Below are 26,026 nucleotides of genomic sequence, written 5' to 3'. Positions count from 1 at the left end.
CGGTGCGCTGGCTGCGGCCGGCTCGAGGCGGCCACGGCTGACGGTTTGTGTGAGCGGTGCCGGCGGCGGTCGAAAGGTCGCGCTTCCAAGCCTCGGCTGGCTGCGGTGCTGGGGGGTGGTGGCCGTGGCTGAGGCTCCGCAGGTGCGGCCTGAGGTGATCCGGATCGGTTTGGGCGCGGTGATCACACTGTGGCTGGGGTCCAAGGCGGCTGCTGGGGTGTGGTGGCTGGCCCGTCACCCCAGCGTGTGGCTGGCGGCCGGGGCCTGTTGGGGGTTGTGGTGGCTCGACGCCTCGGCCGGGTGCCGGCGGTTGTGGGCCTGGCTGCTGGTGCCGTGGCGGTGGTTGTGGCTTGGCGGTGTGCGCATCCGGGCTCGTTCCCGGTTGGTGGCGCGGCGGGCGCGTGCCTGGCGGCGTCGGGTGTTCGTGTACCGGCGCGGGGTGGCAGGCCGTGATGGCCGACCTCGGCTTGGTCGTGTCCCGGGACGGCGAGCAGCAGTTCCCGGAGCTGCGGCGGGTGCGGTCGACCGCGACGGTGGACCGGGTGTAGGTGTGCATGCTGCCCGGCCAGGTCCTGGCCGACTGCGGGCAATCCTGGCGAGCCGTGGTGGTGGAAAGCTCGACGTGGACTCGGTGAAGAACGCCAGAGCGAGGACGGTCCCACTCGTTGACGAGCTGGTACCGATCGTCGATCGTTGGGCTGCCGGCAAGGCGCCGGATGACTGGCTCTTCGCCGCGCCCGAGGGTGGTCCGCTGCGGGAGTCGAACTGGAAGCGCTCGGTGCAGTGGACGAAGGCCGTGGCCGCGATTGGGCTCTCCGGTCTACGGGTTCACGATCTCAGGCATACTGCCGCGTCCATCTGGCTCGCCCAGAGTGCCGATCCGACAGTGGTTCAGCGGGTGCTCGGGCACGCCACCGCGTCGATCACGATGGACCTGTACGGGCATCTCCTGGACGCCAACCTGTGGAACGCCGCGCGCAAGATCGGGGGCATCACGGGGGCATCGTCGGCCCACGGGGCAGTGCCCCAGCGAGCCGTCGTTGATGATCAAAGACCTGACCTGGACTGATGAGTGGAGCCGCCTGTGGGAATCGAACCCACGACCTACGCATTACGAGTGCGTCGCTCTGGCCGACTGAGCTAAGGCGGCGTGTGCCTGACCGGCACGGGCGATGAGCATACCCGGCGGCCGACGGCGCCAGGTCGTCACCCCGCCAGATGCGGGGGACCTCTGCTCAGCAGAGCAGCTTAGCGTCTCCCCACAAAGTCCTGCGCATCCACCGCCCCCCACAGCGTTGAGGGGGGTGAATCGGACATCCCGGGCACCCATCCCGGCACCCTGCCGGGGACGCCCGAGCCGACGAGTCCGCGCGGCCCCCTTGAGGGCAGCCCCACGGCAGCGCCCGCCGCCTCCCGGACCGGACGCGGCTAGCTCTCCGGGCAGGTCATCCCGTCCTCGGGCGGCTCGCCCTCGAGCAGGAACGCCTCGACCACCTCGTCGACACACCTGTTGCCCTGCATGTACGCGGTGTGCCCGTCGCCCTCCCGGGTGAGCAGGACACCGGCCTCCAGCTGCTCCGCCAGGCTCCGGGACCACTCGTACGGCGTGGCCGGGTCCCGTGTGGTACCGATCACGAGGATCGGCTTGGTGCCCTTGGCGTGGATCGGTCCCGGTTTGCCGACGGGCTTCACCGGCCACTCGGCGCAGGTCAGCGACCCCCACAGGATGAAGGAGCCGAACCGGGGCGACGCCTGGCGGAAGACCGGCTCCTCCCTGAGGATCTCCTCGACCGACGTGACGTCCGGGCGATCGATGCAGTTGACCGCGAGGATCACCTCGGAGGCGTTCGAACGGTAGCTGCCGTCGGGGTTCCGTTCGGTGTACTCGTCCGCCAGGGCCAGGAGCCGGCTGCCGTTGCCGTCGAGCGCGGACGCCAGCGCGTTTCGCAGCCGCGGCCAGTACTCCTTCACGTACAGCGGCATGATGATCCCGGTCGTGGCGAGCGCCTGGGTGAGACGCCGCCGGCTGCTCGTGGGCAGCGGATTCCGGTCGACCCGGGCGAGGAAGGCGTCGAGGTTCCGGTACGCCTCGTCGAGGCTCCTGCCGAGCGGGCAGTCCTCGCGTTGCACGCAGTCCTCGAGGAACGCCTTGAGCGCGACCTCGAACCCCTTCGCCTGCTCCAGGCTGAGGTCACGTGCGCTTAGCGTCGGGTCGACCGCTCCGTCCAGGACCAGCCGGCCCGCTCGCGAAGGGAAGAGCTCGGCGTATGTCGCGCCGAGGAAGGTGCCGTACGACTTGCCGAGGTAGGTCAGCTCCTCGTCGCCGAGGGCCCCCCGCAGGATGTCCATGTCGCGGGCGGCGTCTTCAGTGGACACGTGGGGCAGCAGGTCTCCGCTGCGTCGCTTGCAGCCGGCCGCGAACTGTCGGGCGATCCGTTGCAGCTCTCGGCGTTCTGCCGCGTTGTCGGGTGAGCCGTCGGCGGCGTGGTAGGCGTCCAGTTGTCGGTCACTCACACAGTCGACCGGCGCGCTGCGACCGACGCCACGCGGGTCGAAGCCCACGATGTCGTAGCGTTCGAGGACGGGGCGGCTGATGACGAACGGCGCGACCGCGGCGTACTCCACACCCGAGCCGCCGGGTCCACCCGGGTTGATGACCAGGGAGCCCAGCTTGCGCTCCTGGTCCTGCGCCGGGTACCGCAGGACGGCGAGCTCGATGGACTTGCCGCCGGGGTTGTCGTAGTCGAGGGGGACGCGCAGCGTCGTGCACTGGAGCGTGCTCCCCTCGTCGCACGGCTCCCACGTCAGGCGCTGCCGGTAGTAGCGCTGGAGGTCCTTCGACACGCCCGACGGCGCGGGCGCGGGCGTGGCCCCAGGTGTTCGGTCCGACCGCGTGTCGTCGGCGTGGCCGAGGACCTGCTCGGCTCGCGGCACCACACCACAACCGGCGAGCATCGCGGTGACGACCACTCCGGCGAGGATGGCACCGACTCGCGCCGTGCTCCTACGTCGCACCCGATCAACCTTCCGCCCACACCGACTCCGCGAGTCGGTCCCTGCAGCTTCGTCCGAGACAGCAGCCTAGTGGCGGCGTTCCGCTCGCCTGCCAGGATCGTGAGGGGTCGAACGCGGTCCAGACCCGGTGGACGGCTGGGGTGAGGCCAGCTCAGCGGGCGCCACCCCAGAGCGCGATGGTCATCTCCTCCATCGCCAGCAGCGGCGCGACGTTGGCGGCGATCGCCTCACGGCAGGCGAGGATCGCGTCGATCTGCCGGAGAACGTGGTCAGGGGCGGTCCGGGCGGCGTGGCGTTCGATCTCGGCGCGCAACTCCTCGTTGACAAGCTGGCCACCAGCGCCCATCGCGACGACGAGGACGTCACGGTAGTACGCCACCAGGTCGAGCAGCGCACGGTCGAGTGAGTCACGCTGCATCCGCTTGGCGCGAACCCGCTGCTGCTCCTCCAGCTCCTTCTTCGCGCTCTGCAAGTGCCGCGAGGTCGCGCTCTTTCCGGAGCCGCGGGTCATGCCGAGCGCGTGCTCCAGCTCCGCCTTCTCAGCGGCGTCCAGCTCGGCCGTGGTGGCCTGGGCTTCCTCCTCCGCCATCTCGACGAGCTCGGCGGCAGCTGCCAGACAGTTAGTGAGGCTCGTGAGTCGCTGGGGGATCGCGAGCACCCGCTGACGACGCTCCCGCACCTCCGGCTGGGTGGCGAGCGCGCGAGCGCGACCGATGTGCCCTTGGGAGGCGCGAGCCGCGAACATCGCGAGCTCAGGATCGACGTCATACCGGCGGCGCAGGACGGCGGCGACCGCTTCCGCGGGTGGGGTGCGGAGGACGAGCAGCCGGCACCGGGACCGGATGGTGGGGACGACGTCCTCCACGGTGGGGGCGCACAGCAGCCAGACCGTTCGGTCCGCCGGCTCCTCCAGGCTCTTGAGCAACGCGTCGGCCGCCTGCTCGGTGAGCCGGTCCGCGTCCTCGACCACCAAGACCTGCCAGCGTCGGCCGACTGGCGCCATCGCCGCCTTCCGGACGAGCTCACGCACCTCGTCGACGCGAAGCGACAGCTGTTCGGTGCGGACCAGCGTGACATCCGGATGGGTTCCGGCGAGCACGCTCCGGCAGGTGCCGCACTCGCCGCACCCCTGACGCTCGCACTGGAGCGCGGCCGCGAAGGCCCGCGCGGCGTTGGACCGGCCCGAACCAGGTGGTCCGGTGATCAGCCACGCGTGGGTCATGCCGGAGGTCGAGGAGCCGCCCCCATCGGTGGGCGCGCCGGAGAGGACGTCAGCAGCGGCCTGGACCGCCGCGCGCAGGATCGCGACGGTGGGCTCCTGGCCGACGAGGTCGGCCCACACGCCGTCGGCGGCACCGTGCTCCGTGGACGGCTCCTGCTGCACGAGCGCGTCCCTCATGGCCGCACCTCCCGCGTCGTCGACGTCTGGGCCCTCGCCGTTCGTCGTGCGGAGCGGTCGTGTGGGCCCGCCCCATCCTCCTTACCAGGCGCCTCCCCCGCGTTCTCCGGACCAGGCGACTCCTCCGTGCGGGATGACCCAGCCTGGCGTCCGTCGTCGTCGCTCGCGGCCTGGGAGGTCGCCCCGTCGCTCCCGGCCTCTTCTCGTCCGCCACGACGTCGGCTGGCACGCGCCTGGAGATTCTCCAGCAGCGGCTTCACCCGTTCCCGGACGCGGTCGGCGATCTGCTCCGGAGGCTGGGTGGCGTCGACGACCAGGTAGTGGTCGGGGTCGAGGGCCGCGAGCTCGAGGAACTGCTCGCGGACCCGTTGGTGGAACTCCAGTGGCTCGCTCTCCAGCCGGTCCCGTGGCCCGTCCTTGCGAAGCAAGCCCACCTCGGGCGGCAGGTCGAGGAGCACGGTGAGGTGAGGTCGCAGGCCTCTCGTGGCCCACCGGGACAACCGCAGGATCTCGTGTTGGCTGAGCTTGCGGCCCGCCCCCTGGTAGGCGAGGGTCGAGTCGACGTACCGATCGGTGATCACCACGCCGTCTCGGTCGAGGGCGGGCCGGATGACGGCGTCGACGTGCTCCGCCTTGTCCGCGGCATACAGCAGGGCCTCGGTCCGAGGCGAGACCGGTGTCCGACCACTGTGCAAGAGGAGGTACCGCAGGTCCTTCCCGATCTCGGTGGCGCCGGGCTCGCGTGTGACGGTCACCTCCGCCCCGCGCTCGCGGATCCACTGCGCGAGCCGGTGCGCCTGCGTCGACTTGCCCGCGCCTTCGCCACCCTCGAAGGCGACGAACAGGCCGGTGTCGGAGAACCGCCCCCGGTCGTAGCCCCGGAACGCCGCGCGGACGTCGCGGGAGAGGGGAACGCCAGGACGGTCGTCCATCTCTCGGTACGCCACGACGCCCAGCGCCGTCGCCGCGACTCCGCCGAGCAGGAGGGTGATCGCGGCACCGTTGTACGTGAGGCTCGCCCCACCCGGGAGCTCCAGGTGGTGCGTGCCGAGCGCGCCGGCGATGGCGGGAGCGGCCGCGAGCACCACGGCCAGCGCGATCCTCGTCAGGGTCTGGACGAACGCGAAGGTCCGGCCACGGATGGAGTCCTCGACCTCGAGACCGAGCAGCGTGTAGCCGGTGATCCAGGCGACGCCGGCGAAGAGGCCGAGCAGCACCGTCCAGAACGCCACGAGCACGAGGTTCGGCAGCAGCGCCACCGCGACCAAAGCGAGACCGGCAGCTGTCAGCGCCATGCCGAACATCCGCCGCCGCGACAGGCCCGCCAACACGCGAGGGCCGACCGCCATGCCGACGGCCAGCCCGAAGAACACCGCGCCGAACACGACGCCGTACCCGGCGGCGCCACCACCCAGGTCGGTGACGTAGGTGCGACCCAGCCCGATGACCACGCCGCCGACGGCGAACGCGCCCGCGACACCGATCACCAGCCCCCGGACGACCCGACTCTGGGCCACGAACCGCCAGCCCTCGACGACCGTGCGGATGACGGTCGGCTGCTCCTCTGCCTGACGCGACGTGGGGCGCCCGGACACCTCACGCAAGCGGCCGACGACGACGGCGCCGACGAGGAACGTCGCGGCGTTGAAGTACAGCGCGAGGTCGACCGGGCTGGCGAAGATCTGCAGAGTCGCCGACAGCGAGTTGTTGATCAGCGCGAGGAACGTGAACAACAACGCCGCCGGAAGCGCGGAGCCGTACGTGGTGACCAGCGAGACCTGGTTGGCCACGGCGAGCCGCTCGCGCGGCACGAGGTTGGGGACGGCGGCGTCCTTGGCGGGGAGCCAGACCAGGCCCACCGCCTCGATGAGCACCGTCGCGACGAACACCCACCACAGCGTGCCGACGACCGGAATCGAGGCGAAGAGGACGAAGCGGATGACGTCCCCGACGACGAGCGTCCAGCGGCGGTCGAGCCGGTCGGCGATGTAGCCGCCGAGCGGGCCCACCACGACGGCGGGGAGGAGCCGGATCAGCAGGATGCCGGCGACCGCGAAGTTCTCCGCACGGTAGTCGCCGGACGCGAGCTGCCCGGCTAGCGCCGTGAGCGCGAGGAGACCCAGCCAGTCCCCGAGACTCGACAGCCCGAGAGCGATCCAGAGGGTGCGAAACGGCGCGATTCGCAGGACCGCGCGCACGTCGTGGGCGGGGGCGGAGACGACCGCCTCGCCTCCGACGGTGGACCGCTCTCGCTCGGACACTCGGCCAGCCTAACCAGGCCTCCCCGATCTTCCAGCTGACACCGACGCGGGCGCGTGAACCGCCACGCTGCGTAGGTCGGACCGCCGAGCACTGAACCCGCGGACGTGAGAGGTCTGGCGCACACCGGCCGACCCAGGGAGTGGTCACTCCACGGTCGCGGACGTGGCCGTCCTCTTCGCCGCCGCCTTCTTCGCCGTCTTCTTCGCGGTCGCGCTCGTGGCGTTCACCGAGCCGCTCGCCGCGCTCGACGTCTTCTTCGCCGCGGCCTTCTTGGCGGTCCTCTTCGCGGTACGCCGACGAGGGCTCGGCCCCTTGGCCCGCTTCTCCGCGAGCAGCTCCGCCGCTCGTTCGAGCGTCAGCGACTCGACGTCATCGCCCCTACGCAAGGTGGCGTTGGTCTCCCCGTCGGTGACGTACGGGCCGAACCGCCCGTCCTTGATCACCACCGGCTTGCCGGTCTCGGGGTCCTCACCCAGCTCACGCAGCGGGGTCGCCGCCCGCCGGGCGCGGGTCTTGGGCTGCTTGAACAGCTCGAGCGCCTGCTCGAGCGTCACCGTGAACAGCTCCTCCTCCGAGCCGAGCGAGCGCGACTCCGAGCCCTTCTTGACGTAGGGGCCGTACCGGCCGTTCTGAGCGGTGACCTCCTCGCCGGTCTCCGGGTCCTTGCCGAGCGACCGCGGCAGCGACAGCAGCGCCAGCGCCTGGTCGAGGGTCACCGTCTCCAGCGACATCGACCGGAACAGCGACGCCGTGCGGGGCTTGGTGCCCTTCGGCACGTCCTCGGGCAGGACCTCGGTGACGTACGGACCGAACCGCCCCGCCTTGGCGACGATCATCCGGCCGGTCTCCGGGTCGACGCCCAGCTCCCGCTCGGTGCCGGCCGGCTGGCTCAGCAGCTCACGCGCCTTCTCGACCGTCAGCTCATCCGGCGGCAGATCCTCCGGAACGTTGGCGCGGCGGCCCTCGGAGTCCTCGACGTACGGCCCGTAGCGACCAACCCGCACGACGATCCCATCCTTCTCCTCGCCGATGCGGAACGTCGAGATCTCCCGCGCGTCGATGTCGCCCAACGCGTTGACGAGGTGCTTGAGGCCGACCTCACCGTTGCCGAAGTAGAAGCGGGCGAGCCAGGTCTGCATGTCGGAGCCGCCCCGAGCGATCTCGTCGAGCGCCTCCTCCATGCTGGCGGTGAAGTTGTAGTCGACCAGGTGACCGAAGTGCTCGGTCAGCAGGCGCACGACCGCGAACGCCAGCCAGGTCGGCACCAACGCCTGACCCTTCTTGTAGACGTAGCCGCGGTCGAGGATCGTCCCGATGATCGAGGCGTACGTCGACGGACGACCGATCTCCCGCTCCTCGAGCTCACGCACCAACGTGGCCTCGGTGTAGCGGGCGGGTGGCCTCGTCTCGTGCCCCTCGGCCTCCACGCGCGTCGGCTGGAGCGTGTCACCCTCGGCGACGTCGGGCAGCCGCCGCTCGGAGGAGTCGGTCTCGGCGGTGGGCTCGTCGACGCCCTCGACGTAGGCCTTGAGGAAGCCGTGGAAGGTGATGACCTTGCCGGACGCGGTGAACTCGGCGTCCTCACCGGTCTCGGCCCGCGCGCCCACGCGGATGGTCACACTCCGACCCTCGGCGTCGCGCATCTGGGACGCCACCGTGCGCATCCAGATCAGCTCGTAGAGCCGGAAGTCATCGCCCTTCAGGCCCGTCTCGGCGGGCGTGCGGAACCGGTCACCAGCCGGGCGGATCGCCTCGTGCGCCTCCTGCGCGTTCTTGACCTTGCTCTGGTAGACGCGCGGCTTGTCGGGCAGGTACTCCTCCCCGAACAGCTGGCGCACCTGCGCCCGCGCCGCGTTGATCGCGGTGTCGGACAGCGTGATGGAGTCGGTCCGCATGTAGGTGATGAAGCCGTTCTCGTACAGGCGCTGCGCCACCTGCATGGTCCGGGCCGCGCCGAAACCGAGCTTGCGGGCCGCCTCCTGCTGCAGCGTGGTGGTCCGGAACGGCGCGTAGGGCGACCGCCGGTACGGCTTGGACTCGACACCCCGGACCTCGAACGTGGCGCCGCGCAGCCCGCGCGCCAGCGCGGTCGACCGCTCGGCGTCGAGGTGGATGACGGAGTCACGGGACGACGACTTCAAGGTGCCGTCGGAGGTGAAGTCCCGACCCTGCGCCACGCGCTGCCCGTCGACGCTGACCAGCCGGACGGTCATCGACCGCGGCTCCTTGCCCTCGCCGGCGTCGAGGTCGGCGACGATGTCCCAGTACTCGGCCGCGCGGAACGCGATGCGCTCCCACTCCCGGTCCACGACCAGGCGCGTCGCGACGCTCTGCACCCGGCCAGCCGAGAGCTTCGGCATGACCTTCTTCCACAGGACCGGCGACACCTCGTAGCCGTAGAGCCGGTCGAGGATGCGGCGCGTCTCCTGGGCGTCGACCAGGTTCTCGTTGATCTGCCGCGGGTTCGCGACCGCGTGCGCGATCGCCTCCGGGGTGATCTCGTGGAACACCATGCGGTGCACCGGCACCTTCGGCTTCAGCTCGTCGAGCAGGTGCCAGGCGATCGCCTCGCCCTCGCGGTCCTCGTCTGTGGCGAGGTAGAGCTCGCCCGCGTCGGCGAGCAGCTCCTTGAGCCGCTTCAGGGTCGGCTTCTTGTCGCGCGGGACGATGTACAGCGGCGCGAAGCCGTCGTCGACGTTGACACCGAGCCGGGCCCACGGCTCCTTCTTGTACTTCGCCGGGATCTCGGAGGCGGTACTCGGCAGGTCGCGGACGTGCCCCACGCTGGACTCCACGACGTAGCCCTCACCGAGGTAACTCGCGATCGTCTTCGCCTTGGCGGGCGACTCGACGATGACGAGCCGGAGACCATCCCCGGCGGGCGTCGAGGTCTTCTTCGCGGGCACGTTATCCCTTCCTCCGGATCTGTCGACGTCGTGGCGCTACGTCCAAGCTGGGCCGGCTTCGATCATGCACCGTGACCCGGACCGCTCGGTCCTGGGGACCGCTAGACGGTAACCGTACGGCGCCCCGGCGTGTTCCGGGGGTGCCCGCCTCATCGCAGGCCGTCTTTCCCACGGAATCGATCGACAACCCCGCGAAACGGACGACCGTCACGCCGATCCGGCTCCGAGCCCTCACGAGAAACGGTCGTACCAAGCGGACGATTCCGTTTCTCAGGACGAGTCCACCTGTTAAGACAGAGCGGACGCGACGTCAGGCAACGACAGATACCCCTCCTCCACGAACTGACGCACCCGAGGGAGGAGTCGTGTCCGCAGCGTCACCTCGTCCTCCCCCAACAAGGTGGCGAGGGCGTCGATGATCTGGCCCGTGGTCAGTGTCCCGTCGCACGCGCCGACGAACCCAGCCTCAGCGGTGTCGACCCGCTCCGCCCGGCACAGGCCGGCCCGCTGCCGCAGCACCAGGTGCTCGGGGTCGGCCGCGCCCGGTCGGCCGATCTGCTCGAAGTCGACGTGCTCGGCCACCCGCGGCCGGAGAGCGAGCAACGCCCGGTCATCGAGGGCGCGGAGTTGGTCGACCGCGGCGAGCCAGCGGCTCACCTCCGGACCCAGCGGCTGGGCGACCGTCGTGGTCCACTCCTCCAGCCGGACGTGTCGGCGCTCCGGCCGGACCGACCGGTCGGGGCGGCGCAGGATGATCCAGCCCATGCCGATGGCCTCGGCGTTCTGCGCCTCGAACCACCCGAGCCACTCGTCGTACCGCTCGCGGTAGCCCGGCGTGCCGTGCAGGCCGGCGTCCTTCAGCCACACCTCGATGTACTGCGCGGGGTCGGCCACCTCCCGCTGGATCACCCACGCGTCGCAGCCGGCCCGCACGAGCCAGGTGTTCAACCGGTCGCGCCAGTCCTCGCCCCGGATGTGCAGCCAGTTGGCCAGGATCTGGCAGACACCTCCCTCGGTGAGGTGGCGCGGGGCTTCGACGACGAGTCGGCGGCAGAACTCGTCGCCGGCCAGACCGCTGTCGCGGTAGGCGAGGTCGCCTCGGGGCGAGACGACGAAGGGCGGGTTGGAGACCACGAGGTCGAACCGCTCCCCCTGGACCGGCTCGAACAGGCTGCCCTCGCGCAGGTGAAGCGTGGGCGGGGCGCCCGGGCCTGGCGACCTGACACCGCCGTCGGATGGACGCGACGGCCCCGAGGACTCCCCTGGTCCACGGACCTCCAAGCCGTTGAGGCGGGCCGTCAGCCGGGCCAGGGCGAGCGCCCGAGGGTTCACGTCCGTGGCGACCACCTGCCGGGCGTGTCGGCTGAGGTGCAGCGCTTGGATCCCGCAGCCGGTGCCGAGGTCGAGGGCGCGATCCACCCGGTTCCGCACCGTCAGCTGCGCGAGCGTGGTCGCCGCGCTGTTCACGCCCAGCACGTGATCCGGCTCGACGGTCGGCCGGACCCCGTCGAGGCCGGGGGTGAGGTCGGCGGCCACCCACCAGTCCTGCTCGGATCGCGCGTCGGTCTGGCCGTAGGGGCGCAGGTCGACCAACGCGCACACCTCGTCACCGCGACCGTAGAGGATGCCGGCGGCGACGAGGGGCTCGAGGAGCTCAGGCAGGGCGTCCGCGACCCGCGAGCGCGGGACCGAGGCTTGCAGCAACCAGAGCCGGACGAGCGTGGCCAACGGTCCGCCGTCGTCGGTCTCCCGCAGACCAGGGGTGGTCTCGTTGCGGTGGAGCGCGGCGTGCGCCACGGGTCCGAGCTGGCGCTGGACACCGTCGACGGTGTACCCGACCTCGGACAGGCGGTCCCGCAGCCGGGCCACGACCTCGTCGTCTAGCTCGAACATCCTCACCATCGTCGACCTCACGGTCGGTCAGTGGTCCGGCACCGATGGTCGGTCAGCCGCCGTCGACCGTCGGCAACGCTCCCGGGACGGCCTCGCCGATCGGGCTCGAGGCTCGTCGCTCCGAAGACCCGTCGAGGGTCGGGCCCGTCGGCTCCCGCGAACCATGCGGTCCGCTTCGAGGAACCGGCTGGTGGTGAGCCACCAGCGAGGGCCCGACCCTCGTCCAGAGTCGTCACGATCGGGGAACGCCGATCGAGGAGGCTCCGAGGAGGCTCAGCCAGGCCGTCAGCCCACCTGGGCCGACACGGCGTCCCGATCCTGCTCGGCGCCCATCGCGGTCGGCCGCCGGCGCGAGATCGTCACGACGGTGACGATGACCAGCACGGCGAACACCGCGATACCCAGCCGCAGCGGCGTGTTGGCGCTGTCTCCGACCGACAGCTGCACCACGGCCGGCGCGATGAGCACCGCGACCAGGTTCATGACCTTGATGAGCGGGTTGATGGCCGGGCCGGCGGTGTCCTTGAAGGGGTCACCGACCGTGTCACCGATGACGGTCGCGGCGTGGGCCTCCGAGCCCTTGCCACCGTGGTGGCCGTCCTCGACCAGCTTCTTGGCGTTGTCCCACGACCCACCGGAGTTGGCGAGCAGGATCGCCATGAGCGTGCCGGCCGCGATCGCGCCGGCCAGGTAGCCGGCGAGCGGCCCGACACCGAGACCGAAGCCCACCGCGATCGGGGCCATCGCCGCGAGCAGACCCGGCGTCGCCAGCTCCTGGAGCGAGTCACGGGTGCAGATGTCGACGACCTTGCCGTACTCGGGACGGCCCGTGCCGTCCATGATCCCGGGAATCTCCCGGAACTGCCGGCGGACCTCGAAGACCACCGCGCCGGCGGCACGGCCCACGGCGTTGACCGCCAGGCCGGAGAACAGGAACACGACCGCCGCGCCGATCACCAGGCCGACGAGGACGTTCGGCACGTCGACGTTCCGCACGAACGCGGTGGTGAGCTCGCCGGCCTGGGCGCCGGCCGCCGCCAGCGCCTCGTTCACCGCGCCGTTGTAGGAGCCGAACAGCGCGGTCGCCGCCAGCACCGCCGTCGCGATCGCGATGCCCTTGGTGATCGCCTTCGTGGTGTTGCCCACCGCGTCGAGCTCCGTGAGGATCTGCGCGGCCGGGCCGTCGACGTCGCCCGACATCTCCGCGATGCCCTGGGCGTTGTCGCTCACCGGACCGAAGGTGTCCATCGCGACGATGACACCGACGGTCGTGAGCAGACCGCAGCCGGCGAGCGCGATCGCGAACAGCGCGACCATGGCCACACCGCCGCCGAGCAGGAACGCCGCGTAGACAGCCGCGCCGATCACCAACGCGGTGTAGACAGCGGACTCCAGACCGACCGCGAAGCCGGAGAGGATCACGGTCGCGGGGCCCGTCAACGAGGTCTTGCCGATGTCCTGGACCGGACGGTGCTCGGTGCCGGTGAAGTAGCCGGTCAGCGAGAGGATGACCCCGGCCAGCACGATGCCCAGGAGCACCGCGCCAGCCGCCACGATCCGCGGGTCGCCGTCGTGCGCGGCGATCTCCCGGGAGACGTCCGACAGCTCAGCGAAGGACGACGGGAGGTACACGAACGCGGCGACCACGCACAGGACCGCCGACACGACCGCGGAGATGTAGAAGCTGCGGTTGATGGCGCGCAGACCGTTCTCGCCCGGACGGGTCCGGGTGATGTAGACGCCGAGGACAGCGGTGAGCGCGCCGATCGCCGGGACGATCAGCGGGAAGACCAGGCCCTGCTCGCCGAACGCGACCTTCCCCAGGATGAGCGCGGCGACGAGGGTGACGGCGTACGACTCGAACAGGTCGGCCGCCATTCCCGCGCAGTCACCCACGTTGTCGCCGACGTTGTCGGCGATCGTCGCGGCGTTCCGCGGGTCGTCCTCGGGGATGTTCTGTTCGACCTTGCCCACGAGGTCAGCGCCGACGTCCGCGGCCTTGGTGAAGATGCCGCCACCGACCCGCATGAACATGGCCAGGAGCGCCGCGCCGAACCCGAATCCCTCCAGGACGCTCGGCGCGTCGTCGCGATACAGCAGAACGACGAGCGCGGCGCCGAGCAGGCCCAAGCCGACAGTGGCCATACCGACCGTGCCGCCGGTACGGAACGCCACCCGCATCGCGGGGTCCCGGCCCTGGTCCCGGGCGGCGGCGGCGACACGGAGGTTCGCGCGGACCGAGAGCCACATGCCGAGGTAACCGATCAGCGCCGAGAAGACCGCCCCGACCAGGAAGAAGATCGACCGGCCCACGCGGACGTTCCAGTCACCTGGCAGCACGAGCAGAAGGAGGAAGGCGAGGACGGCGAATCCGCCGAGCGTCTTGAACTGCCGGTTCAAGTAGGCGGCGGCGCCTTCTTGGACACCGCGGGCGATCGCCTGCATGTTCGCGGTCCCCTCGTCAGCGGAGAGCACCTCACGCCGGAAGACCGCGGCCATGACGAGCGCCACCACGCCGATGCACGCGACGGCGAAGACGTAGCCGAGATTGCCGCCACTCAACGAGACGACGTCCCCCTCGGCTGCGAGTAGGAACGCGGACATTCGTCCTCCTTGGGCGGGGGCCTCCTGGAGCCCCCTTCGTGACATCACAACGTACGGGCCGCGCGGACAGGGCCGCCCACCCCAGCGCTATCCGGCCTGGCGAGCGCCTGTCGTCCTGCTCTGCTTGCGCCTGCCAACCCAGCCGGACGCGAGGTGAGGCCCACGTGTTGTGTGAGGCGTCGCCCACGTCCCACAAGGGTCGATACCGGCCGGAAACGCCGGAGGCGCACAGGCAGCATGCACCACCGGATCCGTAACCCGGGGCGGGCGGGAGTTTAGCGCGACACGCTCAGCCATCGGGGACGCGGCCCCCACGAACGCTCACGTGGCGCGACCGACGCGCCCGGCCGACGCTCACGTCTTCGCCCCGATGGCCTCCTCCACCGAGTCGTGGATCGGGAAGACCTTGGTCAGACCAGTAATCCGGAAGATCTTCAGCAGACGCTCCTGCGTACAGACGATACGCAGCGTCCCCTCTTGCCCGCGGACCCGCTTGAGGCCGCCCACCAGCACGCCGAGGCCGGTCGAGTCGAGGAAGTCGACCCCCTCCATGTCGACGATCAGGTGGTGGTGGCCAGCGTTCACCAGCTCCACGATCTTCTCTCGGAGCCGTGGCGCGGTGTAGACGTCGATCTCGCCGCCGACCTCGATCACCATGTGGTCGCCCGCAGGGTGGTTTGAGAGAGAAAGGTCCACGAAGCTCCTCCAGCCCGTCACACCGACGTCCCCCGGCCGCAGAGGCATTCAATCATCTAGAAGGCCGCAAATCCCGCCAAGGGCGGGACTCGTGGTGTGCTCCGCGCTACGACGCCCTGGTCGGACCGCGGGGCCCCACCGTGTGACACTGGCGATCGTGCCGTCACGCCAATCCCATCGATCGAGTCGTGGTTCGGGTTACGCCCTGGACGACGCTTTGCCAGCGACTGGGGCAGACGACGTCTCCCGGGACGGATCAGCCCAGGCAGCGACCTCTGGTACGGACCGGCACGGACCTGAGGACCTGGTGCGGCGCCTGACCCGGGGTCGCCGCGCGTCCCGCGTCACCCACGTGGAGTGGGTGCCGGCTCGCCCCGGCCAGGCCGAGGAGTGGCCGGCCTGGGTCCCTGACTGGCTGGTGAAGCGACTTCGGGACCACGGCGTCGAGCGACCGTGGCGGCACCAGGTAGCCGCGGCCGAGCTGGTCCGGTCGGGCGTGCACACCGTCCTCGCCACCGGAACCGCCTCGGGGAAGTCCCTCGGCTACCTGCTGCCGGTCCTGACGGCCGTGGCGTCGACACAACCACGCCGAACCCGCCGGCGCGGGCCCACCGCTCTCTACCTCGCGCCCACGAAGGCGCTCGCGGCGGACCAGCTCCGCGTGGTCTCGACGCTCGGCGGACCGGAGGTGCCCGCCATCACCTGCGACGGCGACAGCACGCGGGAGGAACGCGACTGGGCTCGCGACCACGCGGCCTACGTCCTCACCAACCCCGACATGCTGCACCGGTCCGTGCTCCCCGGGCACAGCCGCTGGGCGAAGTTCCTCGGGTCGCTGCGCTACGTCGTGGTCGACGAGTGCCACCACTACCGGGGGGTGTTCGGATCCCACGTCGCCCAGGTGCTGCGTCGACTGCGTCGGCTGTGCGCCCACTACGGAGCGGACCCGGTCTTCGTGCTGGCTTCGGCCACGGTGTCGGAGCCGGCGGTGTCGGCGAGCCGGCTGACCGGTCTACCGGTCACGGCGGTGACCGAGGACGCCTCCCCGCACGGCGGGCTCGCTTTCGCGCTCTGGGAGCCACCGCTCACCCAGTTCACCGGGGAGCGGGGTGCTCCCGTCCGGCGCAGCGCGACCGCCGAGACGGCCGACCTCCTCGCCGATCTCGTCGTGGACGGCGTGCGCACCGTCGCCTTCATCCGCTCGCGCCGGGGCGCGGAAGTGGTCGCCTTGCAGGCCCGGAACCACGTGGCGGAGGTCTCCCCCGAGCTGGCGTCGCGCATCGCCGCCTACCGCTCCGGCTACCTGCGTGAAGACCGTCGCGAGCTCGAACAAGCCCTGCAGGACGCACGGCTCCTCGGCGTCGCGGCGACCAACGCGCTCGAGCTCGGGGTCGACATCGCGGGCTTGGACGCCGTGCTCGTCGCCGGGTATCCGGGCACCCGAGCTTCCCTCTGGCAGCAGGCGGGTCGCGCCGGCCGGGACGGCCGAGGAGCCCTCGCGGTCTTCATCGCTCGGGATGACCCACTCGACACGTATCTCGTCCATCATCCGGAGGCGATCTTCGGACCTCCGGTCGAGTCGACCGTCCTCGATCCCGACAACCCCTACGTCGTCAAACCGCACCTGGCGGCTGCGGCCGCCGAGCTCCCACTCACCGACGCCGACCTGGACCAGTTCGGACCGTCGGCGCGAGCGGCGATCGAGGAACTTCAGGCCGAGGGCAAAGTGCGGCGGCGACCTCAGGGCTGGTTCTGGACCCGCCGCGACCGAGCCTGCGACCTCGCCGACATCCGGTCCGTGGGTGGGGAGCAGGTCCGGCTGGTCGAGGGCTCGACCGGCCGGCTGCTCGGCACCGTCGACGCCGACGCCGCACACACCACGGCGCACACCGGCGCGGTGTACCTCCACCAGGGTGAGACGTACGTCGTGCGCGAGCTGGACCTGGAGTCCGCCGTGGCGATCGTCGAGGCCGCTGACCCCGACTACACGACGACGGCGCGCGAGGTGACCGATATCGAGATCCTGGAGTCCGAGCGCCACACCGACTGGGGCCCCGCCACGTTGGACTTCGGATCGGTCGCCGTCGAGAGCCGGGTGGTGTCGTACCTGCGTCGCGCCCTGGTGACGGGCGAGGTGCTCGGCGAGGTGCCGCTCGACCTCCCGCCACGCAGGCTGCGGACCCGCGCCGTCTGGTGGACGGTGTCGGACGAGCAGCTCGCGGAGGCCGGACTGTCGTCGCGGGAGGTTCCTGGGGCCGCGCACGCCGCCGAGCACGCGTCCATCGGCCTGCTTCCGCTGTTCGCGACCTGTGACCGGTGGGACATCGGGGGTGTCTCGACTGGGCTGCACCCCGATACCGGGCGGGTCACGGTCTTCGTCTACGACGGCCACCCCGGTGGCGCCGGCTTCGCCGAACGAGGTTACGACGCCGCCGCCGACTGGCTTCGCGCGACCCGAGACGCGATCGCCGGCTGCGGCTGTGCCGACGGCTGCCCCTCCTGTGTCCAGTCCCCCAAGTGCGGGAATGGGAACAACCCCCTCGACAAGGCGGGTGCGGTTCGACTGCTGGACGTGCTCCTGGCGGGAGCGCCGGGTTCGGCGTCGCCCGAGTGACGGGCGATGACCACCCCCGACGAGCCAGCTGTGGGTCCGGACGAGCGGGCTCGATGTCGAGAACCGTGACGCGGCCGGCACGCGCCCGGGAACGCACGACGACCACGCGACCGAGGGCCGTGCGCGGGCGGGTCGCCACGACGACGTCGACCGTCAGGCCGTCGACCGCGCAGGAGTCCAGGACCGCCTGGTGTGCTCGGGCGATCCGCCGTGCTGTGGCACAGGCCGACCCCATCTGGTCCACCGGGTGCGCCGCCGCTGAGAGCGCCGCCATCTCGGCCGCCGTGCTCGCGTGCCGGCGGGCCACCACGAGGGCGACGAGAGTCGAGGCGGCAAGCCCGCTGACGACGAGGACGCACGCCATCGCGATCGCCAGCAGCGCGCCGCTGCCGCGCTCGTTGGCTCGGACCACGGCACCGGGCGAGGTGTCACCAGGCAGGGCGTCACCAGGCACAGCGACATCAGACACAGCAAGATCAGGCACGGCGTCATCAGGCACCGCGTCACCAAGCCTGGCCCTACCGGACATGACGTCACCCGTCTCACCGGTCATGGTGGCGTCACCGGTCCGGTGCGGTGAGCGGGTCAGGGTGTCCTGGTTCCAGCGCGACGACCGCGCGACCGCTGACCGGTACGCCAGGCAGGTGGGAGAGCACCGGCCAGGGCGGCCGGGCCTCGACCGAGACCTCCACGGTCACGACGTCGTCCGCGACCTGGACCGCGATGTCGGCTCCGGCAGGCGCGCTACGCCTGCCTTCGGCCTGGCTCGCCGCGGACGACTCCCCACGCGCGATCGCGCGCGCCGTGTCGCGCGCCGCGTCGACGCACCGCGCTTGCGTCGCGACCAGTGACACGACCCAGGCCATGCCGGCCGTGACGACCACGAGAGCCGCCAGCGCCAGAGCCGTCTCGACGGTCACCATGCCGTGCTCTCGCCGCCCGGACGGCTCCGCTCGCGTCGGCCGCGACGACCATGTCGTCGATCGCACTGAGACCTCCTTACGAGCGAGGATCGGTGGGCGGCCGGTCCGCCAGCTCGGCCCGACCGCCCCCACGATCAACCGCCCAAGCTGAGCGCGGACGTGATGACGTCAAGGAGAAGTTGTCGAACCTTGTCACTCGTCAACAGCTTGATGAGCAAGGCGGCGAAGCTGGCGGCGGCGACTGTGCCGATGGCGTACTCGGCCGTGGTCATGCCCCGCTCGTCGTGGCGGCGGGGTCGTGCTCGACGCATGAGCACCGTCCTTTCTGATACGTCGTCGAAGCGACGATGGACCGTTGTCGACGACCGGCTACCGGCCGGGTCGGGCGCGTGGAACTGGCGCGGTTCGACGATCCCGTAACCACGTCTAAGACCGCTGGCCGCACGTGGTGGTCTGGGGACAGCGCCGCCGCCTGCCGACTCTGTGGATGACGTCGCGCCTGGCACGCAAGCCGTCGGTGATCCAGGAGTGCTCAACCCACGAGGCCGGCGACCGCGCTCGCGACCAGGGGCACGATGCCCACGAGCACGAACGCCGGAAGGAAACAGAGTCCCAGAGGGGCAGCGGCCTTCACACCGACCGCTCGGGCTCGCTGCTCGGCGCTCACACGTCGAGCGAGGCGAGCGTCGTCGGCGAGCCGGCTGAGCGTGTCGGCGAGCGGTGCTCCCGTCTCCCACGCTCGGCTCATGGCTCGACCGAACGGCGCCAGATCGGGTTGGTCGAGGAATCGGGCCCAGGCGACCGAGGCGTCCGCTCCAAGGCGCATCGTGCGAGCCACGGACGCGAGCTCGTCGCCGAGTGGGCCGCCCAGTCCAGCGGCCACTGTCTCGAGGGCCTGCACCGGCGACACGCCGGCGCGGAGACACGCGACGAGGAGATCAGCGGCGAACGGCAGGTCGGCCAGAAGGCGCTCGCGGCGGACCCGCTCGTCCCGTGGCGCGAGTCGTGCGACCGCCCAGCCGACACCGACGGCGACGACGATCCCGACGACGAGCCCGGACAGCCCGCCGACCAGTGTGCCGGCGGCGACCCCGGCGAGTGCCGCGCCGCTCCAACGCGACCACGGCGACAGCCCCTGGCGTCGTGGTCCCAGGTGCTGGCGCGGGTGTTCGGGTGCCACAACGCTGGCCGGTGCGAACGAGGCTTGAAGGGACGACCGCGAGGCCAGTCGGCGCAGCCGTCTCGGCCCCGTGCGAGGCCCGGACCAGACGAAGACTGCGAGACCGACGAGCAGAGCCGCAACGACGCTCATGACATCCGTCCCCTCGCGACGCCCGCCCCTGGCGACGTCGATTTCCTGGTTCGCCTGCGACGCCGCCAGCTCCTGCCACGCCACCAGCTCCTGCCGCGACGCCCGCTCTCGGCGCGACGTCGGCCGCCGGCACGGACGTCCGAGATCAGAGCGCGTCGTCGTGGTGAGGTGCTCATGGTCCAGGCTCTGCCGCCTTGGCGAGACGCTCGACCCAGACCAGTCCGAGCACCGCGAGGGCGCCACCGACGACGAGGCACCCGAAGCCGACAGGCGTGCCGAGGAGGAAGGAGAGCGGATCAGTACCGGCTCCCCACCCCACAGCCACCCCGAGCAGCGGAAGCGCGGCGAGCAAGCGGGCACTGGCTCGGGGGCCAGCGAGCTGGGCGGCGACTTCGTGACGCAGCGCCCGCACGACCCGGATCTCGGCGGCGACCCGATCGAGGACCACGGCGAGCCCTGCTCCGCTGGTGGTGGCGACTGTCCATGCCGTCGCGAGACGATCCATGGACGCGGCGCACGTCGCGGCTTCCTCCCGGAGCGCCGCCTCACGGAGTGCCGCAGCGACGTCGCCGCCCAGACGGCTCACCCGGGCGACGGTTTCGAGCTCTGAGCGAACCACGGCGGCTGCTGCCAACGCCGTCGTCGGATCCCGCCCAGCTCGAAGCTCGGCGGCGAGGATGTCACAGACCTCGAGCATGGAGGCGTCGTGCTCATCCGGCCGGTGACGTCGACGCCACCTCCTCCACGCTCGCCGGACACGTTCGCGCCCGGCGGCTACGAGCCCGCCCCGCCCGACGCCGTCCATGGGCCGGCCCACACTCCCCAAGCGTCGACGGAGCAAGGACCTCGGTGGTTCCGGGATCGCCACAGCGGCGGCGACGGCGAAGGCGAGAACAGCCACGACGGCGGTGCTCATGGCGTGGGCTCACCACCCAGCCCGCCGAGCCCACGGTGGCGGAGCAGGTCGTCAAGTCGGGACCAGCCCGGCCCGTGCGACACCTGCCCCTGGGCGCCGAACGTCACGGCGGGAAGCGCCCGCACGAACCCCGTGGATGTCCGCTCGAACACGCACAGCTCGGCGACCCGACGACGGCCGTCACGTGCACGGACGAGGTGGATGACGACGTCGACCGCCGCCGCGAGCTGGCTATGCACCGCCGCCCGATCCAGACCAGCCGTCACGCCCAGGGCCTCGACCCTGGCGGGTACCTCACTGGCGGAGTTGGCGTGCAGAGTGCCGCATCCTCCCTCGTGACCGGTGTTCATGGCGCTCAGGAGATCGACTACCTCGCCGCCGCGCACCTCGCCGACGACAAGGCGGTCCGGACGCATCCGCAGCGCCTGACGGACGAGCGTGCGGACCGTGATCTCACCGACGCCCTCGACGTTGGGTGGACGCGCCTCGAGATGGACGACGTTCGGATGCTGAGGAGACAGTTCGCCGGAATCCTCCACGAGAACCAGGCGTTCATGGTCGGGGACCATCGACAGGAGCGTAGAGAGCAAGGTGGTCTTGCCAACGCCCGTCCCACCCGAGACCAGGAAAGCGAGCCTGGCCGCCACAACCTGGCCGAGCAGGTCGGCACCCGCGCGAGGAACAGCGCCGTTTCGCACGAGCTCGTCGAGCGTGTACACCTTCCGTCGAGGCAAACGGAGGGAGATGCACGTGCCCTTCGTGGAGACGGGCGCCAGGATGGCGTGGAACCGCGTGCCGTCGGGAAGGCGCGCGTCGACGAAGGGGGTGGCGTCGTCGAGTCGCCGATCTGCGGTCGCCGCCAACCGCTGGGCGAGCCGACGCACAGCCGCGTCATCGTCGAACGTCACCGCCGTCCGTTCCAGACCGTGACCGCGGTCGATCCAGACCTGTTCGGGACCGTGAACGAGCACGTCGGTCACGCCTGGGAGAGCCAGGAGTGGTTCGAGCACCCCGAAGCCGACGATCTCGCGCCGCAGCGCCTCCACGATCTCCAACACGGCGGCGTCACCGAGCAAGGCTCCTTCCGCGCGTAGCGCTGCGGCGACCCGAGCCGGGGTGGGTTGCGCCTTCTGCGCGGCGAGGATGGCTCTGACGCGGTGAAGCAAGTTCTGCTTGACATCTTCGGAGCTCGCGCGGCCGGATCCGTCGAGGCTGGTGCGTGGTGAACGGGCTGACCCCGGTCGCGCGGATCGGACCCGAGGAGCCACGTGGACCTGGGAAGGCATCGCCTGAGGTGGCCGCCCGCGGGGACGACTCGACTGCGGCGGTACCAAGCCACCAACGATGTGGTCGCTCATGCCGCGTGCCCCTCGTGCTGCAGAACGCCGAGCTCACCCAGCAGACGTCGGCACAGCACGGCGAGGGGGCCCTTGCCTCGCCGGGCCGGCGCCTCACCGCGTTCGAGCATGATGGCGAGCCGGGGCTCCGGCGCCAGTTCTCCCGCCAGGGGTAGCCCCAGCGCGTCGGCGACGATCGTGCCGTCGAGGCCGGCCGGCGACGGGCCGCGCACCACCAACCGCAGGTCAGCCGCGTGCTGGGCGAACGTCTTGACGACCCGCGAAGCGGCCGCCACGGCGCGCACCTCGGCCGGGACCACGACGAGGACGGTCTCGCACAAGGACAGCGCCTCGGTCGCCGCGCCGTCCAGCTGGCGGGGCAAGTCGACCACCACGAGGTCACCTCCACGTCGAGCCGCGCCCAGGACGGCACGCATCGCCGCGGGCGGTACCGCGAGGGCGTCACTCCGATCCCATGACAGGACAGCCAGCCGCTCGACGCTGGGTAGTGCCGCACGCAAGGCGCTCGCACCAACGCGCCCTTCGGTGGCGACCAGGTCTGGCCACCGCATGCCCGCGTGCTCCTCACCACCGAGGATGAGATCGATACCACCGCCGAGCGGGTCGCCATCGACGAGGAGGACGCCGCGGTCGTGCCGAGCGGCGGTCACCGCGAGCGCGGCGGCCAGCGTCGACGCGCCCGCGCCACCTCGCCCGCCCACGACGCCGACGGTGACGGCCTCGGAACGGATGCCCTCCGCCGCGTCGGCCATCCAGGTGACGAGCCGTTGCTCAGCGTCGGCGACGCGGACGACCTGCTCGGCGCCGATGGCGATGGCGCCCTCCCACAGCTCCCGGTCGTCTGCGAGGTCGCGAGCCACGACCACGACGTCCGGACGCCGCGACGGTCGGCTCCAGGCGAGTTCCGGCACCGCGTCGGCGCCCACGAGGATGAGGGGCGCGTGCGGCCACCAACGACGCGCCGCTCCAGCGTCGTGAGCGACGTCCAACGTGATCCCGGCAGCGGCGGCCAGGCGGACCAGGTCGTCGAGAAGGTGCTCGTCAGCGGTGATCGCGAGAGGGCGCCGCGGCGTCGAGGGTGTCCCCATCGGAACGTCTCCACGGAAGCGGTCGACGCGCCGGGTGGGGAACGACGGCGGTCGGTTCCGTCGCCCCGTCGTCTCCCACCCGACGAGCGCTGTGAGTCGAACGCTCACCACGATGTCGCGGCGGCCGTCCGAGTCGACGCCGTGAGCGCCTCAGCTGTGGATAAGGGAGCCGTAGGAGCCGGTTGTGGACGTGCAGGGGCAGCTCCGCAGAGGCGGCCAAGGCATCCCATGGGCATCCAACGAGCACAACCAGGGCGCGGGCTGGGGCCGGGCAACGACCAGGTCGCGCGGGTGAGTCAGACGGGCTCGAACATGCGACAACCCCCGCCGGGGGGGAGAGCGGGGGCTGTCCTAGGCCGACGGCACGCTGCCACGGCCTTGCCAGCGGCCGGGGGGACGCCGCTGGAAATCACGTTCCACGAAGGGAGCTTCTCGCAAGGGAACGCACTCGCAGTGTCGCTCAGAATCGCCGTCGACGCAAATCCGCAGGCCGTGGCAAGCGGTATCCAAACAATGACGTGGAAGGAATGAATCATTGTCGCACGCCATGTGATGCGATGGAGAATATGCCCGACAAAGCCGGCGAGCCGGGGGTGGATACGCTTAGGCTTCCACCATGAGCCGCGACGACGCCCGCCTCGCCCGCCCCGACGAGCAGCGCACCCCCTCCGCCCACCCGGAGCCTGACGGGTCGCTGGCCCGACACCAGCCGCCCACCCACCGCGAGCCCACCCACCGCGAGCACACCATCGGCGAGCACGCCGTCGAGCAGCCCTCCTCGAACGTCCGTACCTCGGCCGCCTTCTTCGACCTCGACAAGACGATCCTCGCCCGCTCGAGCACGCTCGCGTTCAGTCGGCCGTTCTACCGAGAGGGCTTGATCAACAAGCGTGCGGTGCTGCGCTCGGTCTATGCGCAGTCGGTCTACTTGCTGGCCGGAGCGGACCACGACCAGATGGAGCGGATCCGCGCGTACCTGTCCAAGCTGGTCACGGGCTGGGACGTCCAGCTGGTGAAGGACATCGTCGCCGCGACCCTTCGCCACGTCGTCGAACCGCTCGTCTACGCCGAAGCCGTCGCGCTCATCAAGGAGCACCAAGCGGCGGGTCGCGACGTGGTGATCGTCTCCTCCTCCGGCCAAGAAGTGGTCGAACCGATCGGGGCCATGCTCGGCGCGGATCATGTGATAGCCACCCGGATGGAAGTCGCGGACGGGCGCTATACCGGGGATATCGATTTCTATTGCTACGGCCCCAACAAGGTGGTTGGAATTCGCGAGCTCGCGCGCCAGCGCGATTATGACCTGAGTGAGTGCTATGCGTACTCTGACTCAGCCACCGACCTGCCCATGCTCGAGGCCGTGGGGCATCCTTTCGCCGTCAATCCTGATCGCGCGCTGCGGCGGGTGGCGAAGGAACGCGGATGGCCGGTGCTGAAGTTCAGCCAGCCCATGGTGGTGCCCCGGCGCCGACGCCTCTCGGTCAATCGTCCGGTCCTCACCGCCGCGGCGCTCGGCGTCGTCGTCGCGTTGGTGTGGGCGGTCCGCCGCGGTCGTTCGACGAGCTCGAGCGCGGACGACGCGGCGGCACTCGCGCAGGCGGCCCGCTCCGCGGTCCTGGAAAAGGGTAAAGATCTTGGTCAGTCCCTTTCCTTCGGGTGCAGGGCGTCGTAGAAAGGTCGTAGAACGACATACGTCCGCGGTGGTGGAGGCTCGGACGACCTTCCACGACCACGAGACGGAAACGTCACGCGGGTACCCACGCGGCGACGGGCCCATCGCAAAGGGCGGTCGTCTCCAGGCTCGCCTGGGGCGACGTGAGTCATGGGTTGCACGCCTGGTAACCCGCGTGACCTGACCGGGAGGCGCTCCTCGCCCGGGGGGCGCCTCTCGTCTGCGAGCGCCTCCAGTCTGCGGACGAAGGGCAAGCACCGGGTGTAGTCGGCCGATCGACGCAGCGCTAGCAGCGGAGTCCTGTGCCGGGCTTCTCCGCCGAGCAGCCGGGTGGCGGCGACCATGGGTGTCGCGAGCCACCCGGCGTCGAGGAGGTAGGCGCGCCTACGGGCACAGCACACGGCGCCGGTTTGCACCGGTCGAAAGGCCCCTCACCTCGCCTCTTGGCGTAGCATCGCGACCACCATGGAAGAGTCGGTGCGGCGGTTTCGGAGCCGGTCGTTCGGCTCCGTCGCCGACGTCTACGAGCAGAGCCGCCCCGGCTACCCGCGTGACGCGGTGCGCTGGCTGCTGGCCGACCTGCTCCCGGAGCCGATCCCTCCCTACGACGTGTCCGCGTTCGACTCCTACGCCGTCACGCCGGATCCCTCGTACGCGGCGCCGGATCCGGCCATCGGCTACCCCACCACGCCACCTCCTCCCCCACCACCCCCGCCGACCGTCGTCGAGCTCGCGGCCGGCACCGGCAAGATGACCGCCGTCCTGGCCGCCGAAGGCCACCGGGTCATCGCGGTGGAGCCGTCCGCGCCGCTGCTCCTCCGACTGATTCGCAACGTCCCGGAGGCCACACCCGTGCAGGCGGTCGCCGAGCAGATCCCCCTGGCGGACGGCTCCGCGGACGCCGTCGTGGTCGCGCACGCCTTCCACTGGTTCGACACCGACGCCGCGCTCGCCGAGATCGCCCGCGTCCTCCGCCCCGGCGGCATCCTGGGGCTGCTGTGGAACTACCGCGACGAGTCGGTGCCCTGGGTTCGCCAGCTGTCCAGCCTGCTGGCCGCTGCGGAGCGCCTCGAGGCGCGGCAAGCCGAAGACCTGATCGAGAAGCTCGAGTGGAGTCGGCTGTTCACGCCCCCGGAGTACGCCGGCTTCCGGCTCTGGCAGCCCGTGAACCGCGAAGGCCTGCTCCAGATGGTGGCGTCCCGCTCGTCGGTCGCCTCGCTCCCCCCGGCCGAGCGCGAGGATGTCCTCAAGCAGGTCGGGGACCTCTACGACGAGACGGCGCGGCAGCCGGAGGGGTTGGTCATGCCCTACATCACGGCCTGCTACCGGATGCGGGTCCGCAAGTGAGAGGACCCGTACCCTGGGCGC

Annotated in this window: 18 protein-coding genes, 1 tRNA gene and 1 pseudogene; 4 read left to right on the top strand and 16 right to left on the bottom strand. The window is 71.0% G+C overall.

Annotated features, from left to right (window positions below; translation table 11 throughout):
• Positions 1–234 precede the first annotated feature (234 nt).
• On the bottom strand, positions 235–366 hold the full coding sequence (locus DFJ64_RS20105; protein ID WP_281268501.1) for a hypothetical protein: 132 nt from the start codon (positions 364–366) through the stop codon (positions 235–237).
• A 265-nt stretch (positions 367–631) separates the two neighbouring features.
• Here DFJ64_RS20105 and DFJ64_RS19460 point away from each other — a divergent pair, with 265 nt between their 5' ends.
• On the top strand, positions 632–1,069 hold the full coding sequence (locus DFJ64_RS19460; RefSeq protein WP_170152584.1) for a tyrosine-type recombinase/integrase: 438 nt from the start codon (positions 632–634) through the stop codon (positions 1,067–1,069).
• Positions 1,070–1,073: 4 nt separating this feature from the next.
• Here the strand turns inward: DFJ64_RS19460 and DFJ64_RS11425 are convergent.
• From DFJ64_RS11425 to DFJ64_RS11390, 8 genes are all read right to left on the bottom strand, one after another.
• A tRNA-Thr gene (locus DFJ64_RS11425) sits at positions 1,074–1,150 on the bottom strand.
• A gap of 278 nt (positions 1,151–1,428) precedes the next feature.
• Complete coding sequence (locus DFJ64_RS11420) at positions 1,429–3,015, bottom strand: alpha/beta hydrolase (protein WP_245941079.1); 1,587 nt, start codon at positions 3,013–3,015, stop codon at positions 1,429–1,431.
• Between the two features lie 151 nt (positions 3,016–3,166).
• Positions 3,167–4,414: a DNA polymerase III subunit delta' gene (locus tag DFJ64_RS11415; RefSeq protein ID WP_115850432.1), complete on the bottom strand. Its 1,248-nt coding sequence runs from the start codon at positions 4,412–4,414 to the stop codon at positions 3,167–3,169.
• Positions 4,411–6,675, bottom strand: coding sequence for a dTMP kinase (gene tmk, locus DFJ64_RS11410; protein ID WP_115850431.1), 2,265 nt, complete (start codon positions 6,673–6,675; stop codon positions 4,411–4,413). Before tmk ends, DFJ64_RS11415 begins: the two co-directional genes overlap by 4 nt.
• Before the next feature lie 144 nt (positions 6,676–6,819).
• Positions 6,820–9,582 (bottom strand): type I DNA topoisomerase, encoded by a 2,763-nt coding sequence (gene topA / locus DFJ64_RS11405; protein WP_115850430.1) that lies wholly within the window; start codon positions 9,580–9,582, stop codon positions 6,820–6,822.
• A 288-nt stretch (positions 9,583–9,870) separates the two neighbouring features.
• Positions 9,871–11,475, bottom strand: a complete 1,605-nt coding sequence (locus DFJ64_RS11400) for a DUF7059 domain-containing protein (RefSeq protein WP_115850429.1) — start codon at positions 11,473–11,475, stop codon at positions 9,871–9,873.
• 285 nt (positions 11,476–11,760) lie between these two features.
• Positions 11,761–14,079 (bottom strand): sodium-translocating pyrophosphatase, encoded by a 2,319-nt coding sequence (locus tag DFJ64_RS11395; protein WP_115850428.1) that lies wholly within the window; start codon positions 14,077–14,079, stop codon positions 11,761–11,763.
• 354 nt (positions 14,080–14,433) lie between these two features.
• Complete coding sequence (locus DFJ64_RS11390) at positions 14,434–14,775, bottom strand: STAS domain-containing protein (protein ID WP_211310577.1); 342 nt, start codon at positions 14,773–14,775, stop codon at positions 14,434–14,436.
• A 307-nt stretch (positions 14,776–15,082) separates the two neighbouring features.
• Between DFJ64_RS11390 and DFJ64_RS11385 the strand changes: the two genes are divergently transcribed.
• Positions 15,083–17,389 carry a DEAD/DEAH box helicase gene (locus DFJ64_RS11385; protein WP_245941078.1) on the top strand — a complete coding sequence of 769 codons (2,307 nt, stop codon included), beginning with the start codon at positions 15,083–15,085 and terminating at the stop codon, positions 17,387–17,389.
• 85 nt (positions 17,390–17,474) lie between these two features.
• On the opposite strand, the pseudogene DFJ64_RS20230 reads toward DFJ64_RS11385, so the two are convergent.
• The 7 genes and pseudogenes from DFJ64_RS20230 to ssd form a co-directional block, all read right to left on the bottom strand.
• A pseudogene (locus DFJ64_RS20230) lies at positions 17,475–17,918 on the bottom strand (Rv3654c family TadE-like protein); the annotation flags it as partial.
• A gap of 31 nt (positions 17,919–17,949) precedes the next feature.
• Positions 17,950–18,378 (bottom strand): TadE family type IV pilus minor pilin, encoded by a 429-nt coding sequence (locus tag DFJ64_RS11375; protein ID WP_211310576.1) that lies wholly within the window; start codon positions 18,376–18,378, stop codon positions 17,950–17,952.
• Between the two features lie 68 nt (positions 18,379–18,446).
• A complete protein-coding gene (locus tag DFJ64_RS11370; RefSeq protein ID WP_115850425.1) occupies positions 18,447–18,623 on the bottom strand; it encodes a DUF4244 domain-containing protein in 177 nt (58 codons plus the stop codon).
• A 221-nt stretch (positions 18,624–18,844) separates the two neighbouring features.
• Positions 18,845–19,624, bottom strand: a complete 780-nt coding sequence (locus DFJ64_RS11365) for a type II secretion system F family protein (protein WP_115852013.1) — start codon at positions 19,622–19,624, stop codon at positions 18,845–18,847.
• A 172-nt stretch (positions 19,625–19,796) separates the two neighbouring features.
• The gene (locus DFJ64_RS11360) at positions 19,797–20,321 is read right to left on the bottom strand and encodes a type II secretion system F family protein (RefSeq protein WP_170152583.1); all 525 of its coding nucleotides are present in this window, start codon (positions 20,319–20,321) and stop codon (positions 19,797–19,799) included.
• A 215-nt stretch (positions 20,322–20,536) separates the two neighbouring features.
• The gene (locus DFJ64_RS11355; RefSeq protein ID WP_245941077.1) at positions 20,537–21,706 is read right to left on the bottom strand and encodes a TadA family conjugal transfer-associated ATPase; all 1,170 of its coding nucleotides are present in this window, start codon (positions 21,704–21,706) and stop codon (positions 20,537–20,539) included.
• Positions 21,707–21,894: 188 nt separating this feature from the next.
• On the bottom strand, positions 21,895–22,986 hold the full coding sequence (gene ssd / locus DFJ64_RS11350; protein WP_115852012.1) for a septum site-determining protein Ssd: 1,092 nt from the start codon (positions 22,984–22,986) through the stop codon (positions 21,895–21,897).
• A gap of 616 nt (positions 22,987–23,602) precedes the next feature.
• Between ssd and DFJ64_RS11345 the strand changes: the two genes are divergently transcribed.
• Positions 23,603–24,658: an HAD family hydrolase gene (locus DFJ64_RS11345; RefSeq protein WP_115850422.1), complete on the top strand. Its 1,056-nt coding sequence runs from the start codon at positions 23,603–23,605 to the stop codon at positions 24,656–24,658.
• Positions 24,659–25,123: 465 nt separating this feature from the next.
• Positions 25,124–26,005, top strand: coding sequence for a class I SAM-dependent methyltransferase (locus tag DFJ64_RS19700; protein ID WP_211310575.1), 882 nt, complete (start codon positions 25,124–25,126; stop codon positions 26,003–26,005).
• Positions 26,006–26,026: the final 21 nt, after the last annotated feature.

The organism is Thermasporomyces composti, from assembly GCF_003386795.1.
GTDB lineage: Bacteria > Actinomycetota > Actinomycetes > Propionibacteriales > Actinopolymorphaceae > Thermasporomyces > Thermasporomyces composti.
Note: the sequence above shows the minus strand (reverse complement) of the source record. Positions and strands in the feature narration are given on the sequence as shown.

Bases quoted from the DNA above. Each gene is read 5' to 3' on its own strand.
- DFJ64_RS20105 (WP_281268501.1), bottom strand. From the start codon at position 366: ATGCGCACACCGCCAAGCCACAACCACCGCCACGGCACCAGCAGCCAG.
- DFJ64_RS11415 (WP_115850432.1), bottom strand. From the start codon at position 4,414: ATGAGGGACGCGCTCGTGCAGCAGGAGCCGTCCACGGAGCACGGTGCC.
- DFJ64_RS11370 (WP_115850425.1), bottom strand. From the start codon at position 18,623: ATGCGTCGAGCACGACCCCGCCGCCACGACGAGCGGGGCATGACCACG.
- DFJ64_RS19700 (WP_211310575.1), top strand. From the start codon at position 25,124: ATGGAAGAGTCGGTGCGGCGGTTTCGGAGCCGGTCGTTCGGCTCCGTC.
- DFJ64_RS11400 (WP_115850429.1), bottom strand. From the start codon at position 11,475: ATGTTCGAGCTAGACGACGAGGTCGTGGCCCGGCTGCGGGACCGCCTG.
- DFJ64_RS11365 (WP_115852013.1), bottom strand. From the start codon at position 19,624: ATGAGCGTCGTTGCGGCTCTGCTCGTCGGTCTCGCAGTCTTCGTCTGG.
- DFJ64_RS11345 (WP_115850422.1), top strand. From the start codon at position 23,603: ATGAGCCGCGACGACGCCCGCCTCGCCCGCCCCGACGAGCAGCGCACC.
- ssd (WP_115852012.1), bottom strand. From the start codon at position 22,986: ATGGGGACACCCTCGACGCCGCGGCGCCCTCTCGCGATCACCGCTGAC.
- DFJ64_RS11395 (WP_115850428.1), bottom strand. From the start codon at position 14,079: ATGTCCGCGTTCCTACTCGCAGCCGAGGGGGACGTCGTCTCGTTGAGT.
- DFJ64_RS11360 (WP_170152583.1), bottom strand. From the start codon at position 20,321: ATGCTCGAGGTCTGTGACATCCTCGCCGCCGAGCTTCGAGCTGGGCGG.